At 65.3% G+C, this 16157-nt stretch carries 12 protein-coding genes; 8 read left to right on the top strand and 4 right to left on the bottom strand.

Going from position 1 to position 16157, the window contains the following annotated elements:
- Positions 1-2 precede the first annotated feature (2 nt).
- Complete coding sequence (locus tag ADBZ9O_RS14495) at positions 3-1445, top strand: sugar nucleotide-binding protein (RefSeq protein ID WP_526532345.1); 1443 nt, start codon at positions 3-5, stop codon at positions 1443-1445.
- 43 nt (positions 1446-1488) lie between these two features.
- Positions 1489-4011, top strand: coding sequence for a glycoside hydrolase family 5 protein (locus tag ADBZ9O_RS14500; RefSeq protein WP_526532347.1), 2523 nt, complete (start codon positions 1489-1491; stop codon positions 4009-4011).
- Positions 4012-4022: 11 nt separating this feature from the next.
- Here the strand turns inward: ADBZ9O_RS14500 and ADBZ9O_RS14505 are convergent, their stop codons facing one another.
- Together ADBZ9O_RS14505 and ADBZ9O_RS14510 are read right to left on the bottom strand one after the other, a co-directional pair.
- Positions 4023-5078, bottom strand: a complete 1056-nt coding sequence (locus tag ADBZ9O_RS14505) for a GGDEF domain-containing protein (protein WP_526532349.1) — start codon at positions 5076-5078, stop codon at positions 4023-4025.
- A gap of 94 nt (positions 5079-5172) precedes the next feature.
- On the bottom strand, positions 5173-5736 hold the full coding sequence (locus tag ADBZ9O_RS14510) for a TetR/AcrR family transcriptional regulator (protein ID WP_526532351.1): 564 nt from the start codon (positions 5734-5736) through the stop codon (positions 5173-5175).
- A gap of 123 nt (positions 5737-5859) precedes the next feature.
- On the opposite strand from ADBZ9O_RS14510, the gene ADBZ9O_RS14515 reads away from it, so the two are divergent.
- The 6 genes from ADBZ9O_RS14515 (at position 5860) to ADBZ9O_RS14540 (ending at position 13005) form a co-directional block, all read left to right on the top strand.
- On the top strand, positions 5860-8145 hold the full coding sequence (locus ADBZ9O_RS14515) for an MMPL family transporter (protein WP_526532353.1): 2286 nt from the start codon (positions 5860-5862) through the stop codon (positions 8143-8145).
- Between the two features lie 6 nt (positions 8146-8151).
- On the top strand, positions 8152-9255 hold the full coding sequence (locus ADBZ9O_RS14520; RefSeq protein WP_526532355.1) for a type III polyketide synthase: 1104 nt from the start codon (positions 8152-8154) through the stop codon (positions 9253-9255).
- Between the two features lie 4 nt (positions 9256-9259).
- Positions 9260-9769, top strand: a complete 510-nt coding sequence (locus ADBZ9O_RS14525; RefSeq protein WP_526532357.1) for an isoprenylcysteine carboxyl methyltransferase family protein — start codon at positions 9260-9262, stop codon at positions 9767-9769.
- Positions 9766-10782: an NAD(P)/FAD-dependent oxidoreductase gene (locus tag ADBZ9O_RS14530; RefSeq protein ID WP_526532359.1), complete on the top strand. Its 1017-nt coding sequence runs from the start codon at positions 9766-9768 to the stop codon at positions 10780-10782. The genes ADBZ9O_RS14525 and ADBZ9O_RS14530 overlap by 4 nt, the downstream gene beginning before the upstream one ends.
- A gap of 42 nt (positions 10783-10824) precedes the next feature.
- Positions 10825-11667 carry a DUF6159 family protein gene (locus ADBZ9O_RS14535; protein WP_526532361.1) on the top strand — a complete coding sequence of 281 codons (843 nt, stop codon included), beginning with the start codon at positions 10825-10827 and terminating at the stop codon, positions 11665-11667.
- 102 nt (positions 11668-11769) lie between these two features.
- A complete protein-coding gene (locus ADBZ9O_RS14540) occupies positions 11770-13005 on the top strand; it encodes a mechanosensitive ion channel family protein (protein ID WP_526532363.1) in 1236 nt (411 codons plus the stop codon).
- 131 nt (positions 13006-13136) lie between these two features.
- On the opposite strand, the gene ADBZ9O_RS14545 is transcribed toward ADBZ9O_RS14540, so the two are convergent.
- Together ADBZ9O_RS14545 and aceA are read right to left on the bottom strand one after the other, a co-directional pair.
- Entirely contained in the window at positions 13137-13820 is a 684-nt protein-coding gene (locus ADBZ9O_RS14545) for a TVP38/TMEM64 family protein (RefSeq protein WP_526533162.1), read from the bottom strand.
- A 2-nt stretch (positions 13821-13822) separates the two neighbouring features.
- The gene (aceA, locus tag ADBZ9O_RS14550) at positions 13823-16138 is read right to left on the bottom strand and encodes an isocitrate lyase ICL2 (RefSeq protein WP_526532365.1); all 2316 of its coding nucleotides are present in this window, start codon (positions 16136-16138) and stop codon (positions 13823-13825) included.
- Between the last annotated feature and the right edge of the window lie 19 nt (positions 16139-16157).

Genomic DNA, 16157 nt, shown 5'->3' on the forward strand with positions numbered 1-16157 from the left:
CGTTGACGGAGCATGGACAATCACTCTTCGGTAAGGCGTTGCACGCCGTCAGCACACCCATCCCTGGGCTGACGGTGTGGGAGCTTCCCGTACACGGTGACAACCGCGGATGGTTCAAGGAGACCTGGCAGCGCGAGAAGATGCTGGCCGCCGGAATGCCGGATTTCGGGCCGGTACAGAACAACATCGCATTCAACGAATCAGCAGGTACCACACGGGGTATCCACGCCGAACCGTGGGACAAGTTCATCTCGGTGGCGACCGGACGGATTTTCGGCGCCTGGGTCGATATGCGCGCCGGCCCGACGTTCGGGACCGTGTTCACCGCGCAGGTCGATCCGTCGCGCGCGGTCTTCGTGCCGCGCGGAGTCGGTAACTCGTATCAGACGTTGGAGCCGAATACCGTCTTCACCTACCTCGTCAACGATCATTACTCACCTGACGCCAGCTACCCGTCGGTGAACCCTGCGGACAGCACCCTCGCCATCGACTGGCCAATCCCGTTGGAGCAGGCCGAACTATCGGCCAAGGACCGTGCCCAGGGGGGCCTGGCCGAGGTCACCCCCATTGCGCCGCTAAAGACGCTGGTGTTGGGTGCCGGCGGGCAGCTGGGCCGGGCATTGCGTGAGGCGTACGCGGGCGCATCGCACGTCGAATTCGCCGACCGGGCCGATCTCGATCTCACGGCCGCTGACCTCGAGGGTGCGCGCCCATGGCGCGACTACGACACGATCATCAACGCCGCGGCCTACACGGCTGTCGATGCGGCTGAAACCGCGGACGGGCGCGCCGCCGCGTGGGCCGCCAACGTCACCGGGGTCGCCGCACTGGCCCGGGTCGCCACCGCGCATCGCATCACCCTGGTGCACATTTCCAGTGACTACGTGTTCGACGGTGCCGCAACGCAGCCCTACCGCGAAGACGACGCGATAGCCCCCCTCGGTGTGTATGGGCAGACCAAGGCGGCCGGCGACCAGATCGTGGCCACCACGGCGCGCCACTACATCGTGCGGACATCGTGGGTGATCGGCGATGGGCGCAACTTCGTACGCACCATGGTCTCGCTTGCCGCCAAAGGTGTTGACCCGTCGGTGGTTAACGACCAGTTTGGCCGACTGACCTTCACCTCGGAACTGGCAAGGGCGATCCGGCATCTCACCGAAACCCTGGCGCCCTACGGGACCTACAACGTCAGCGGGTCCGGTTCGGTGAGTTCGTGGGCTGAGGTCGCCCAACGCGTCTTCGCCTTGGCCGGCCACGACCCGGATCGGGTCAGTGGAGTCTCCAGTGCCGAGTACTTCGGCGCCGCCGTGGCGCCCGTCGCGCCGCGCCCAGCTCGGAGTGTGCTTGATCTGGCGAAGATCACGTCCACTGGCTACGTGCCTGCCGACGCCGACGAGACCCTGGTCAACTACGTTCGGCAGGCAGGAAACACGCCAACTTAGCGGAATTGACTCCGGCGCAGGTTTTCTCCCGTAGACAGAATCAATGGAGGCGTCTGCATATATCGGTCGTGTCGGGGGTTTGGCCATCTCGCTGGGTATCGGCGTCGCGCTGACCTGGGGGGCCGGCGCCGCGTGGGCTGATACCGGTGACTCAACCGGCAGCAGCCACGCCAGTGGTGCGGCAAGCTCGTCAGGACCGAAGGCGTCCGCCGCGAAGACTTCCACCTTCAAAGCAGAGCCCCCGATCCTCAGGGCGGCGGCCACCCCCTCTTCGCGAATCACAGCGCTGAGGGCAACGTCAACACAACAGCCGACGACGCCCATCGCGCCTGCGGATCCGCCACTGGCCCTACTGACGATGGCCGCATCGCGCCGTGAAACCTTTGGCGCCGCGCCGACTCCTCGGGTTTCCACCACCGTGACGAATCCGAGCACCGCGGCGGCAGGCGGGACGCCCACGTCATCCATCAACCTGACTGCGGTGTTCCAGCACATCGTCTACACCCCGATCCATGGCGTCGTCGAGGCCTGGATCGACAGCGACCTGGGCCAGCAGATCGACGGTGTGATCAACACGTTGGCCGGGTCCTACGTGATCGGCGACGGCGCCGACGGCACGGCGGCCCATCCCGACGGTGGGGCAGGCGGCTGGCTGTTGGGCGATGGGGGAGCCGGTTGGGATAGCACCGGGTCGGGTGTCGGTGGTGGTAGTGGTGGCGCTGCCGGATTCCTGGGCAACGGGGGCAAGGGCGGCTCCGGCGGCGCGGGCGCGGCGGGCGGGACCGGTGGCGTCAGCGGCCTGCTGGCAGGTATCGGCGGTGTCGGTGGCGCGGGGGGATCAGGCGGACCTGGTGTTGGCGGAGTCGGCGGTGCGGGTGGCGACGCCCGTGGCCTGGTGTTCGGTGTCGGCGGGATGGGCGGCGCGGGCGGTGCTGGCGTCGACGGTGGTCGAGGCGGTAACGGCGGTGACGGCGCGGCACTGCTGGGCAGCGGCGGCGACGGCGGTAACGCGGGCAACAGCGGGGTGGGCGGTGACCCCTCCGGACTGCCTGCCCTTGGCGGGGCAGGCGGCAATGCCGGGTTGCTCGGCAGCCATGGCGCGGTCGGTGCCTTCGGCACGGTGCCCGACAGTTCGGCACCGCAGCCCGCCGATGGAGCGTTAGGGCCCATCTCGACCACCGGCACGTGGTTGACCAACAGCGCCGGACAGGTCGTCATCCTCCATGGCGTCAACGAGGTGTACAAGCTGGCGCCGTACCTACCGTCGGCCAGTGGATTCGACGATGCCGACGCAGCGTTCCTGGCGGCCAACGGTTTCAACGTGGTGCGGTTGGGTGTCATCTGGGCTGGTGTGCAGCCGCAGCCCGGCGTCACCGACACCGCCTACCTCGCCTCCATCAAACAGACCGTGCAGATTCTGGCCGACCACGGTATTTACACGATCATCGATATGCACCAGGACAACTACAGCGAGATGTTCCAAGGCGAAGGTGCCCCGGACTGGGCGACGCAAACCGCCGGGCTGCCCAATCCGGAGTTCGGGTTTCCCGGAAACTACTTCCTCAACCCCGCCGAGAACTACGCCTGGGACAGGTTCTGGTCGAATGCCGATGCCCCGAACGGGCTTGGGCTGGAAGATAATTTCGCGCTGGCCTGGCAGAGCATTGCGAGTTCGCTGGCCGGAACCCCGGGTGTAATCGGCTACGACATCATGAACGAGCCGTGGCCGGGCTCAACGTGGATCCCGACACTGGTCGGCAGCGGGTTCTTCGCCGAGCAGCAGTTGGCCCCGATGTACAACCAGGTGGCCGCCGCGATCCGCTCCGTCGACCCCAATACGACGCTCTATATCGAACCCGCTAATCCGGGTGCGGTCGAAGAGGGCAATATCTTCGGTCTTCCCGTCAACATCGGCACCATCGATGACCCGAATATTGTTCTGGCGTTTCATAATTACTGTGGTGGATTCGGCCCCCTGTGCTCGTTTATCGCCAACGCGCTGTCCGACGGGGCGCAGCGGTACGCAGTGCAGCACAACATCCCGGCGTTCATGAACGAGTTCGGCGCCACCGGTAACACCGCGGAACTGACCGATGAGATGCGTTCCGGTGACAAGTGGCAGATGAGTTGGACGGAGTGGGCCTACACCGGCGTTGGTGACATCACCACCAGCGACACCAGCGGCGAAGAGGGGCTGGTCTATGACCCCGCCTTGGCGCCGATCGGTGACAACGTCAACACCTCCAACCTCAAGACCCTCGCCGCGCCCTATCCGCAGGTGACCTCGGGCACCCCGCAGGGCTGGTCGTTCGCCGACGGCAACTTCGAGTTCAGCTACACCACCGAAAAGGTAGATGGCTCAGGCAATTTCGCCGTGGGTGCGCAGACCATCATTTCGGTACCTGCCATCGAGTTTCCCAACGGCTACTCGGTGAGTGTCACCGGTGGGCATGTCGTCTCGGTCCCGAACGCTCCGGTGTTGGTGATTGCCTCCGATACCGGCGCGGGCACCGTCAGCGTCGTCGTGAACGGTAATGCAGCGGGCACGCAAACATCACAGCTGTGACGGTCCGCTCGTCAGGGCCGCGCCACCACCCTGGTCTTCTTCTCGGCGTACATCAGCTCGTCGGCCCGGGCGAGTAGTTCGTCCACGGTGGCAGATTCCCCGGCAGGCGCGCTCATCAGGCCGATACTGGCCGACAACCGGTAGGGTCTGCCACCCACCGCGTTGAAAGTGTTGAACGCATTGACAAGTCGTGTCCGGAGCAATTCCGCCTCGGCCGAGGCATCGGTGATCAGGACACAGAATTCGTCACCGCCCATGCGGGCCACGATGTCCGATGGGTGCAGCGTCGCGCGCAACACCTCGGCGACATCGACGATCAGGGCATCACCGACGAGGTGCCCCTTGTCGTCGTTGACGCCTTTGAGGCCATCGACGTCGATGAAGGCGAGTAGACAGCTGTGACCATCACGGCGCGCGGCGTAGAGCGCCGGCTCGGCCAGGTAATAGAAGCCGCGCCGGTTGTTCAGCCCGGTCAGCTCGTCGGTCACCGACAGCTGGCGGATGTCCTCGTTGGCCCTTTCCAGCTCGGCGGTGCGATCGCGGACCCGCTGTTCCAGTTCGGCGTAGACCTGGATGTTCTCCATGGCGATCGAGGTCGAGTCGGCCAGCGCCTGTAGTAGAGAGATCTCCTGGTCCGACGGCTGCCGCTCGTCGGCCCAGTAGTTCCCGATCGCCCCGACCGGCGCGAGCGTGCGAATCGGCACCATCACCAAACTCTTGACGAAGGTCGGACGGTAGACGGCATGTGGGATGCGGTGATCGACATAGATGTCTGGGATCACCGCCGCTTCCCTGTTGAGCATCGACCAGCCACTGATGCAGGCATCGAGCGGGAAACGACTGCCCTTCCACAGCGGGGCGACGGCATCCTCGTCGGCGTAGTAGCACATATCGTTTTCTCGCAGGACGAAGGAAACGCCGTCACACCCGGTCAGCTCGCGCGCGGCGGTGCCCACGATGCGCTGGACATCGGCGAGGGTACGGGCCAACGACAGTTCTTGGACGGCGCGAAGCAACCGCTCCATCCCACGGAGATAGTCGGCATCACCACAATGTGGATCGGTCATGCATACCCCCGCGCAGAATCGGTAGCCGGAGATCAAAGATCCGATACCGTTGCGCCGACTGTAGAGCACAAAACTGGGCCACGCCGCCTTGGGATCACGACGGAGCGGGCCCGGTGAGCAACTGCCGGAACACCGGCCCCGCCCAGCGGGTGAGTTCCTCGCGGCTGAGATTGGCCACCGGTCCGTTGGCCAGAACCATTCGGGTCATCGCCAGCCCGATGACGAAGGCATCGGTCAGCGCCACCCGCTTGACGTGGTGATCCGGCGTGGCGGACTTCAGCGTCGGCGCCACGTTCGTCGCTAGCGTCCGGTTCAAGGTGTCGGCGGCGACCCGACTCGTACCCGATGCCCGCAGCAGCGCCAGGAAGGATTGGTCGTCCTCCCAGACCGCGAAGTACCGCGGGAGCAGGACGTCGGCAATAGCGTCGGGGCGCACCGCAGACATATCCGGCAGCTCGATGGTGAAGTCGGTGGCCGTCGCGAACAGGTCCTGTTTGTTTCCGAAATAGCGACTCACCAGCGCGGCGTCAATCCCGACATCCGCGGCGATGGCGCGCAGGGTGGTGCGCTCGTAGCCTTCCGTCGCAAATCGCCGGCGCGCGGCGGCGAGGATATCGGCCCGCGTCTGGGCGGCGTGGCGCGGCCGTGGGATAGGCATCCCCAAACTCTATGTCGGCGACTGTTGACTTAGGTCACCGGCGGGCGTAATTTCCTAAGTCACCAACTGATGACAAAAGTCTTCGGGTGTTGAAATAGTTGATTCCGAAGGGTTGGTGGTCCAGTGATCGGCGATATCGGGCAGGCGTCAACGACACCACGGACCGGCGCGCTGGAGCGCATCGCCTGGCTCGCTATCGGCGCACCCAAGGCGACGATTGCCGCCGCGGTCCTGCTGATGATCGCAGCGGGAATCTTCGGCATTCCGGTGGCCAATCACCTGTCGGCGGGCGGATTTGCCGACCCGTCTTCTGAATCAGCCCGCGCGACAGCGGTTCTTGTAGACAAGTTCAACCAAGGCGACCTGCAACTGTTGTTCGTGGTGTCCGCGCCGGACGGTTTCGACAGTGCATCGGCCCGGGCTGTCGGCACCGAGATCACCGACCAACTGGCCCAGTCGGCGCACGTGACGAGCGTGACCTCGGCATGGACGGCGCCACCGGGTGCGGCGTCCGCACTGGTCAGTGAGGACCGCACATCGGGGCTGATCGTCGCCGGTATCGGTGGTGGCGAAGCCGTCGCGCAGACCTACGCCGATGCGCTGTCGGGCCGACTCGCCCATGACCGCAACGGCGTCACCGTGCAGTCCGGCGGTGTCGCGATGGTGAATGCACAGATCACCGAACAGGCGCAGCGCGACATGCTGGTGATGGAGGCGATCGCCATTCCATTGAGCTTCCTGGTGCTGGTCTGGGTGTTCGGCGGCCTGCTTGCGGCCGCGTTACCGGTGGTGATCGGCGGTGTCGCTATTCTCGGCGCGCTTGCCGTGCTGCGGGTGATCACCTTCGCCACCGACGTGTCGATCTTCGCGCTCAACCTCACCACGGCATTGGGCCTGGCTCTGGCGATCGACTACACACTGCTCATCGTCAGCCGGTTCCGTGACGAGATGGCCGGTGGCGCAACACGTAACGATGCACTGGTGCGCACCATGGTGACAGCGGGCCGCACGGTGATGTTCTCGGCGACGACGGTCGCGCTGTCGATGGCAGCGATGATTCTGTTCCCGATGCACTTCTTGAAGTCGTTCGGCTACGCCGGAATTGCCACGGTCGCGTTCACGGCGATCGCCGCGGTGGTGCTGACCCCGGCGGCCATTGTGCTGCTCGGAGACCGGTTGAACAGCATGGCCGTCCGCCGGCCGGTGGCGACGGAGTCCTGGTATCGCTCAACAAGATTCGTCATGCGCCGCGCCCTTCCGATCGGGCTGGCTGTCGTCGCGCTGCTCGTGGCCCTCGGCGCCCCGTTCCTCGGCGTGCGGTGGGGATTTCCCGATGACCGGGTGTTACCCGGATCGGCCTCGGCGCGCCAGGTCGGCGACCAGCTGCGCACCGATTTCGCGAACGACTCCGCGACCGCTGTCAGTGTCGTGATCTCCGATGTCAACGGGCTCGGGGATGCCGACATCGCCCGCTACGCCACGGAGTTGTCACGGGTGTCGGATGTGGCGGCAGTGTCGGCACCGACCGGCACTTTCGTGGCGGGGATGCTAGCCGGTCCGCCGTCGGCACCCACCGGAATCGTCTCGGGAAGTGCGCTTCTCACCATCAGCAGCACGGCGCCGTTGTTCTCGGATACTTCGCAGGCTCAGTTGCGCAGCCTGCACGAGGTCGCTACCCCCGAGGGGCGGACGGTGGAGCTGACCGGTACCGCGCAAACCAACAGCGACAGCGTCGATGCCATCACCGCACGCCTACCGCTGGTGCTGGGGCTGATTGCCGTCATCACCTTCGGCCTGCTCTTCCTGCTGACGGGCAGTGTGGTGATGCCACTGAAAGCACTTGTCCTGAACCTGCTTTCACTGACGGCAGCCTTCGGTGCGATGGTGTGGATATTTCAGGATCACCATCTCGGCGGGTTCGGCACGACATCGACCGGGACGCTCGTGGCCAATATGCCGGTACTGCTGTTCTGCATAGCCTTCGGATTGGCGATGGACTACGAAGTCTTTGTGGTGTCCCGGATTCGTGAGTTCTGGCTCGAATCCGGCCGAACCCGCGCCGATAACACCGAGAGCGTGGCGCTCGGCGTGGCCCGCACCGGGAAGGTGGTGACCGCGGCGGCGCTGGTGATGTCAATTTCGTTCGCCGCGTTGATCGCCTCGCAGGTGTCGTTCATGCGGATGTTCGGCGTCGGGCTGACACTCGCCGTCATCGTCGACGCGACGTTGGTCCGAATGGTGCTGCTACCAGCGTTCATGCACGTTCTTGGCGCCCGCTGTTGGTGGGCGCCGGCCTGGCTGAGGGGTTTCCATCAGCGGTTCGGCATCAGCGAGGGACCACCCCGGATCTCGGGGGCCGGCAATGGCGCCGGCACACACACAAACGCCACAATAGCTGAGAGGAATTAAGAGAATATGTCAAAAGCGCAGAGCGCCAACATGTTTGGGGAACGACAGGCCGGCAGCGTGATAGCCGGGGTGCAGGGCGCGTTACCGCCCCATCGCTACACCCAGGACGAGGTGACCGAAGCATTACTGGCCATTCCAGGCTATGCGCAGTACGCCGAACCGATCCGCAAACTGCACCGCAGCGCGAAGGTGGACAGCAGGCATATGGTGCTGCCGCTGGAAGATTACGCCGCGCTCAACGACTTCGGGCAGGCCAACGACATCTTCATCGAACATGCCGTCAAGCTGGGTTCTGCCGCGGTCCTCAGCGCGTTGGAGGAAGCCGGTCTGACACCGGCCGACGTCGACTTGATCATGTCGACGACGGTCACCGGCCTCGCGGTTCCGACGCTGGACGCCCGTATCGCGGCCCACATCGGCCTGCGCCCCGATGTCCGCCGGGTGCCGCTGTTCGGGTTGGGCTGTGTTGCCGGCGCCGCCGGAGTGGCCAGGCTCAATGACTACCTGCGCGGCGCTCCTGACTCCGTGGCAGTGCTTGTCGCCGTGGAATTGTGCTCGCTGGTGCCCAAACGCAATCCGTCGATGGCCACCGTCGTCGGCAGCAGCTTGTTCGGTGACGGCGCTGCGGCGGTGGTGGCCGTCGGTGAACGACGTGCCGAAAGCATTGGCGCGAGCGGTCCGGAAGTGCTCGATTCACGCAGCCATCTCTACCCTGACTCGCAGCGCACGATGGGCTGGGACGTCGACTCCAGCGGTTTCCGCCTGGTGCTCTCGCCCGACGTGCCCAAGGTCGTCGAACAGTACCTCGGTGATGACGTCACCAATTTCCTTGGCAGCTATGGCCTTGACGTCGATGAGATGGGGGCCTGGGTGAGCCACCCCGGAGGCCCGAAGGTCATCGAGGCGATCACCGCCACCCTCGGCCTGAGCAACGATGCGCTCGAGTTGACCTGGCGCTCACTGGCCGAAGTCGGCAATCTCTCATCGGCGTCGGTGCTGCACGTCCTGCGGGACACCATTGCCAAGCGCCCACCCGCAGGCCGCCCAGGGCTGATGATGGCGATGGGCCCGGGGTTCTGCTCGGAGCTCGTGCTGCTGCGTTGGCGGTGATTGCATGACCTGGTTTGCGTTGTTGATCGGGCTCGTCGCGGTGGAACGTCTCGCCGAAATGGTGGTGGCAGAACGTAACCGGTCCTGGAGCCGCGCTCAGGGCGGTATCGAGTTCGGCGCGGGTCACTACCCGGTGATGGTCGTGCTGCACGTCGGGTTGCTGGTCGGCTGTTTGGTCGAGCCAGTTGTGTGGGACCGCCCCTTCATCCCCGTGTTGGGCTGGCCGATGCTGGCGATTGTCGTTGCCGCCCAGGGTTTGCGCTGGTGGTGTATCAGCACGCTGGGGCGCCAGTGGAACACCCGCGTGGTGATCATCCCGGGCGCCGCCAGGGTCAGCGGCGGTCCCTATCGGTTTGTGCCCCACCCGAATTACGTCGCGGTGATCATCGAAGGGATCGCGTTGCCGTTGGTGCATACCGCCTGGCTCACCGCGGTGGTGTTCACGGCGCTCAATGCTGTGCTGCTGAGCACCCGGATCGGCGTGGAGAACACGGCGCTTTCGAGCCTGCGATGATCGACCTGTTGGTGGTCGGCGGAGGGCCGGCCGGGTTGGCGACTGCGGTGCGCGGGGCCAAGGCGGGTCTTGAGGTCGCGGTCGTCGAGCGGCGCACCGGGCCGATCGACAAGGCCTGCGGCGAAGGGTTGATGCCGCACACACTGCGCCAGCTCGACGGCCTCGGTGTCACCGCACCCGGCCAGCCGTTTCATGGCATCAGCTATACCGACGGTGTCCGGCAGGTCAACGCACCGTTCAGCTTTGGCAGCGGGCGCGGAGTGCCGCGGACGGCGCTGCATGCCGCACTGCTGGATGCGGCGACGACGGCGGGTGTGCAGATCGTCAACGAAAAAGTCGACGAGATCAGCCAGGACGCGGACTCGGTTCGGGTCAACGCGCTGCGGGCGCGGTATCTGGTCGCCGCTGACGGGTTGCATTCGCCGATCAGGCGGTCACTCGGTCTTGAACAACCCAATTCGGGGCCACGTAGGTGGGGTATCCGCAGACACGTGCAGATGGCGCCGTGGTCCGATTACGTCGAGGTGCACTGGGCGGCGGGGGCTGAGGCGTACGTGACTCCGCTCGGTGACGACTGCGTGGGTATCGCGCTTTTGTCATCGCGGCGGGGCGGATTTGATTGTCATCTCAAGGAATTCGCCGTGCTGCAGGACCGGATCGCCGGCCGGACCCATGGCCCCGACCGCGCCGCAGGCTCACTGCGACAGCGGGTTTCGCATCGTCGGGCCGGACGGGTGCTCTTGGTCGGTGATGCGGCAGGATATGTCGACGCGCTGACGGGGGAGGGGCTCGGGCTGGCGTTTGCCGCCGCGGAGCTGGCAGTGAAATGCGTTGTTGCGCAGCGGCCGGAGGACTACGACCGGCAATGGCGGACGATGACGCGTCGCTACCGGATGATGACCGCCGGCCTCCTTGCGGCCAGTGGCTGTGCTCCGGTGCGCGCGGCCATCGTCCCCGCCGCCCACGCTCTGCCTCACATCTTCGCCAGACTCGCCAACCTACTGGCCCAATAGCGCTAGAATCCGCGAAGTTCACATCGAGGCACCGGGGGAGTCATGGGACGCATTTCACGCGGCTGGGCGCTGACACGGCAAAGCTGGGAGGTGTTGAAAAGCGATAAGTCGCTCGTCATCTTCCCCGTCCTGTCGGCGATTTTCGCCATCGTCGCCACAGCGGCGATCTGGGTGCCGGCCGCGATCATCAGTGGCCTGTTCACCGGCCAGGAAGTGGATCAAAGCAACCCCGTTTACTACATCGCCGCAGCGGTGACGGCCTACGTCGCCACGTTCATCGCAATCTTCTTCAACGCAGCGCTCGCCGCCTGCGCGGTGCGCGCCATGCGGGGCGAAGACACCACGGTCGGCCAGGGTATCGGCGCCGCCATGAGCCGGCTCGGTCCGATCCTGGGCTGGACGTTGGTCACCACCACGGTAGGACTGCTCCTGCGGGCACTGGAGCAGCGGTTACCGCTGCTGGGTCAGATCGCGGTATGGCTGGTCGGCGCCGCATGGTCGGTCGCTTCATTTTTCGTCATCCCGGTCGTCGCACTGGAAGGCGGCGGCCCGGTGCATTCGCTGAAACGCTCGGCGTCCATCGTCAAGGCGCGCTGGGGTGAGGGTGCAACAGGGGCTGCCACCATATCCGTTGGGACTTTCGTGATCAGCGCCGTCATCGTGCTCGTCGGCTTTGGGGCCGGTGCCGCCCTGGTGTCGATCGGGCAGCAGGCGCTGGCCATCGTCGTCGCGGTGTTCGCGACCGCCGCGATCATCGTCGTGGCGATGATCTCGACCGCTTTGAGCCAGATCTTCCGCGTCGCGGTGTACCAGTTCGCCGTGACCGGTGAAACGCCAGCAGGTTTCGACGGTGCGATGATGCAGGCCGCGTTCAGCGGGCGCTGATATGTGACGCAGGTCGCCCACCGTCCCGCCCTGACAGGACGCGGTATCGCGGCTACCGTCGATGGGAGTCCCTGACCCCAATCTCCGGAGCTGATCTTTTTAATGCCCGAAGAAACTCAGTTGGAAAACGCCACAAACTTCGCGGTCACCGCAGCATGGGTGGTCGGCGCCGTGGTCGTCGCCTTCGTCATCGGAACAGCGGTGTCGTGGTTACTGGCCCGCATCGGCAGGCGTAGTCACGTGCTCAGCGACGTCGCGGCGCTGACCCGGATGCCGGTGCGCGCGACACTGGTGGTGCTCGCCGCCACCGCCGCAGTACGGCGCACCTCGGACCCGTCGGCCAGCTGGCGTGGCTGGTTTGACCATGTCCTCGTCATCGCGCTGATCGGCGCCATCACCTGGCTGGTCGCCGGTTTCGTGAAGGTCGTCGAGCGTCGGATGATCTCGCGATTCGGTGGCGGCGACGCCGAGATGACCGATGCCGACCGCCACCAGCGACGGGCCCGCACGCAGATCACCACGCTGCGCAGGCTGGTGATCGCCGTCGTGGTGCTGCTCGGCGCCGCCGCTGCGTTGATGACGTTCCCTTCGTTCGCCAATATCGGCGCCACCCTCTTTGCGTCCGCGGGGGTGTTGTCGGTGGTCGCCGGCCTGGCCGCGCAGACCTCCCTGGGGTCGGTGTTCGCGGGAATGCAGATCGCCTTCTCCGATGCCATCCGCGTGGGTGATGTGGTGGTCCTGGAGGAGGAATGGGGGCGGATCGAGGAGATCACCCTGACCTATGTTGTGGTCCAGCTCTGGGATCAACGCCGCCTCGTGCTGCCGACCACCTACTTCACCGCGAAACCGTTCCAGAACTGGACCCGCAATGCGACCGAATTGCTGGGCACCACCGAACTCGACGTCGACTTCACGGTGCCCTTCGACGATATGCGTGCCGAGTTGGCCCGGATCTTGGCGCGCAGCGAGCTGTGGGACGGCCGGGTCGGCATCCTGCAGGTGACCGACGCCGTCGGCGGCTACGTGCGGGTCCGCATGCTGGTGAGCGCGCCAAATGCGGCCGCCCTCTTCGACTTACGCTGCGAGGTGCGCGAGGGCATCATCGACTGGCTGCAACGTGAATGTCCCGCAGCGATGCCGCATATCCGGACCGAGCAGGCGGCGCCGCGCAGCCACACTGTGCGATCGGGCCGTCCGACACGACGAGCCAAGGCCGAGTCGGGGCTGTTCACCGGCAGCGCCGAGGCCGAGGAACGCGGTAAGGCCTTTGAGGCGGTCGGCGATGATGCTGGCGCAAACATGTCCGTCAACGCCGGTACCAACGGACACTCGCGCTAGCCAGGCGACCAATATGTTTGGCGGTGCTATGGCCGAGTTCACCATGACGGCTGTGGATGGTTGTGGATCCGTGGAAAACCACAGCCATGCGCGACCCTGACGGTGAACTCGGCCATAGCACCTCGAGAGAACTAGTCGGCCTCGTTGGCAGGTTGGCCGCTTTTTCGCCCACGCCAGTGTCGATAACCGCGATGCGCGGCGAACGCCCCGATGACGGCTGTCACGCACCACACGGCGATCGCCGCATAGGCCAGCGGCGCCGATAGATCCCCGATCGAGGCGCCCAGCGCGGTATAGACGAATGCCCGCGGTGCAGAACCGATGAACGAGCCGATGGCCATCTGCCACAACGGAACTCCAAAGGCCCCGAACGTGTAGGAGGCCAGCGCATCGGAGATGCCGGGGATGAAGCGCTGACCGACCACCGCCCACAGGCCGCGCCTCTGGATCTGCGCGTCGATCTTGTCGGCCCGCTCCTGGCCGAGCAGCGCGCGGGCGCTCTCGCGACCGGCCCGTCGCCCCAGCAGACTGGCGATCATCGCGGTGCCCATGGCCGAACAGAGCGTCACGAACGTGCCGAGCACCGGGCCGAACAGCACCCCACTACCCGCGGCCAGAATCGGGCCAGGCACGAAAAGTGCACCGAGAACCGCAGATAGCACTACATACGTCAGTGGAGCGGCAGGCCCCGTTGCCGCGACGGTGTTCCGCACATCGTCGATATTGATGACACGGGTCACCGCAACGACATAGAACAATCCGAGCAGGAACGCGGCGAACAACGCCAGTCGGACAATGTGGCGCCGTCGGCTGATGGTTAGTCTTCCTTGCGGATCAGCCGCTGCAGCGCCGCGCGGTCGGGTGCCAGCAGCTCGTCGATCCGCGGCTGGTTGACATCGGCGACGACGATCTCGCCGACATCCTCATGCACGTTGCTGAAAATGCCGTGGGATTTCATCTTTTCGGTCTGATAGATGTTGTCCTCGGTGGGCGTGACGTAGTAGACCGCCTCGGCCTTGAAGCGGTGCACCAACCAGAGGTGCACCAGCGTCATCAGCCGCTTCTTACGCAGCTTCTCGGCGAAGGTGTTCTGATCTCGGACCGTCAGGATGCTGCGGCCGTGCCGGTCCTTGATGGGGTCGACCAGGACATTGGCGACCAGTTCCTCTTCTTTGTCGTCACCGCCGCCGTCCCTGACGCCGTAAATACCGAGTTCGAGCACTTCGCCGCCGGCCCGGCGGGGCCGCAGCTGCACCCGCAGCGTCTCGTCGAGCTGGTAGTGCTCGCTCCACAACGCCAACCATTCCTCCAACAACTTCTTGGGCACCTCGGTTTGCACGAGATGTTGGTGCTGGGTGGAACCCTTACCCATGGACTTCGTGGTCGCCGTGCGTCCCGACGACGCGGCCAACGCGGCATCGCTTCGCGGTCCACCGACGAGCGTTTGTGGTGTGCGGTAGGGCGATTCGACCAGGCGCATCTTGCGCTGCAACCGGGCCAGCGCCAGCATGCCGTCCTGAACGAGTGCCGTGGCGAACTCTTCGGCCGCCACCCCGTCGATCTGGTGACCGCCGTAGGTCATGAAGTTGAAGACGAAGCCCATCTTGCCGATTTCCTCGGGGAAGGCTCGCATCTCGTCGTCAGTCATCCCGGTGGTGTCCCAGTTGAACGAAGGCGACAGGTTGTAGGCCAACATCTTGTCCGGATACACCGCGTGGATGGCCCTGGCGAACTGCCGCGCATCGGCGAGGTCCGCGGTCTTGGTCTCCATCCAGAGGATATCGGCGAAAGGTGCTGCGGCCAGCGACTTTGCGATGGCATAGGGAATACCGCCGCGGACCTGGTAGTAACCCTCGGGGGTTTTCGCCCGTTCGCAATCCCACGGGACGTCGACGCCCAGTTCCCTGGCCTTCTCCCTGGCGGCATACAGCGACGCATTCTCGGCGAACTGCCGCCACTCATCGACCTTCAGATCGAGTGGCTCGCCCTCGCGTTCGCGGAAGGCCAGCAGTTCGGCCACGGCCTCGCCGTAGGTTTCCAGACCGGCCTCGGCCTGCCAGGCGTCCACGAACTGGGACTCGACCCGGTCGAACAGGTCGTCGATCGACGACTCGCTGCCCGAGCGCCACGTTGCCGCAGCGTCGGCGACAGCGCTGGCGATGCCATGACGGTCCAGCCATGCGTCCGCGGTGACGTACTCGCCGTCGGGAATCGCATAGAGCAGGTGCCCACGGATCTCGGTGACACCCAGGTTGTAGAAGCTCCGCATCATCGCCAGGTAACAGGACTTGTACGGGGGCACCTTCAGATTGGTCACGCCGAGCAGGAACGGTTGATCACGCTCGTCGGCGCGGCTGTCGATCAGGTTCGCCGCCTCTGCGTCGGTGCGCGCCACGATGATGCCGGGCACCCGCATGATGTCGAGCTGGAAGCGGGCGGTGTTGAGACGCTTGATCTGCTCATCCGACGGCACCAGGACTTTGCCGCCCTGATGACCGCACTTCTTGGTGCCTGGCCGTTGATCCTCGATGTGATACCCCGGCACGCCCGCTTCGACGAAGCGGCGGATCAGGTTGCGCACGTGCGGATCTCCGCCGTGTCCGGTGTCCGCGTCGGCGATGATGAACGGCCGGAAGTCTGTCGCAGGCGTGGCGGCGCGTTGGGCATCGGTCATCTTCAGGCGCAGATACTGCTGGTTGCGATCGGCGGTCAGCAACGCCCGCACCAGACCGGCGGCTTCCTCCGGTACCTGACTCAGGGGGTAGCTGGCCAGGTCCGGGCCGGGATCCTCGCTGATCGAGCCCTTCGCCGAGGTGGCCCAGCCGCCAAGGTAAATGCCCTCGATTCCGGTCCGCTTGATCGTCACGGCCTGACCGGGGGAGTAGGGGCCGAAGGTGGTGATGCTCTTGTGCTCGGCAAACAGTTCGCGCAGCCGAGCGTAAAACGCGGCGGCGGCGTCGCGCGCCACGGTGTACTCGGTCGGTATTGTGCCGCGCTGTTCGACCACCTGGCGGGCCGTGTACAGCCGAACAATCCCGTCAAAGCGCGGACTGTCGATGTACCGCTGGGTGGCGGCGACATCGTCGTCGTAGGGGTTCGCGCTTGTCTCGGTGTCCGCCTCGATGATCGACATGGGTTAACGCTCCTCTTTG

This window comes from Mycobacterium sp. (assembly GCF_965229105.1).
Taxonomy (GTDB): domain Bacteria; phylum Actinomycetota; class Actinomycetes; order Mycobacteriales; family Mycobacteriaceae; genus Mycobacterium.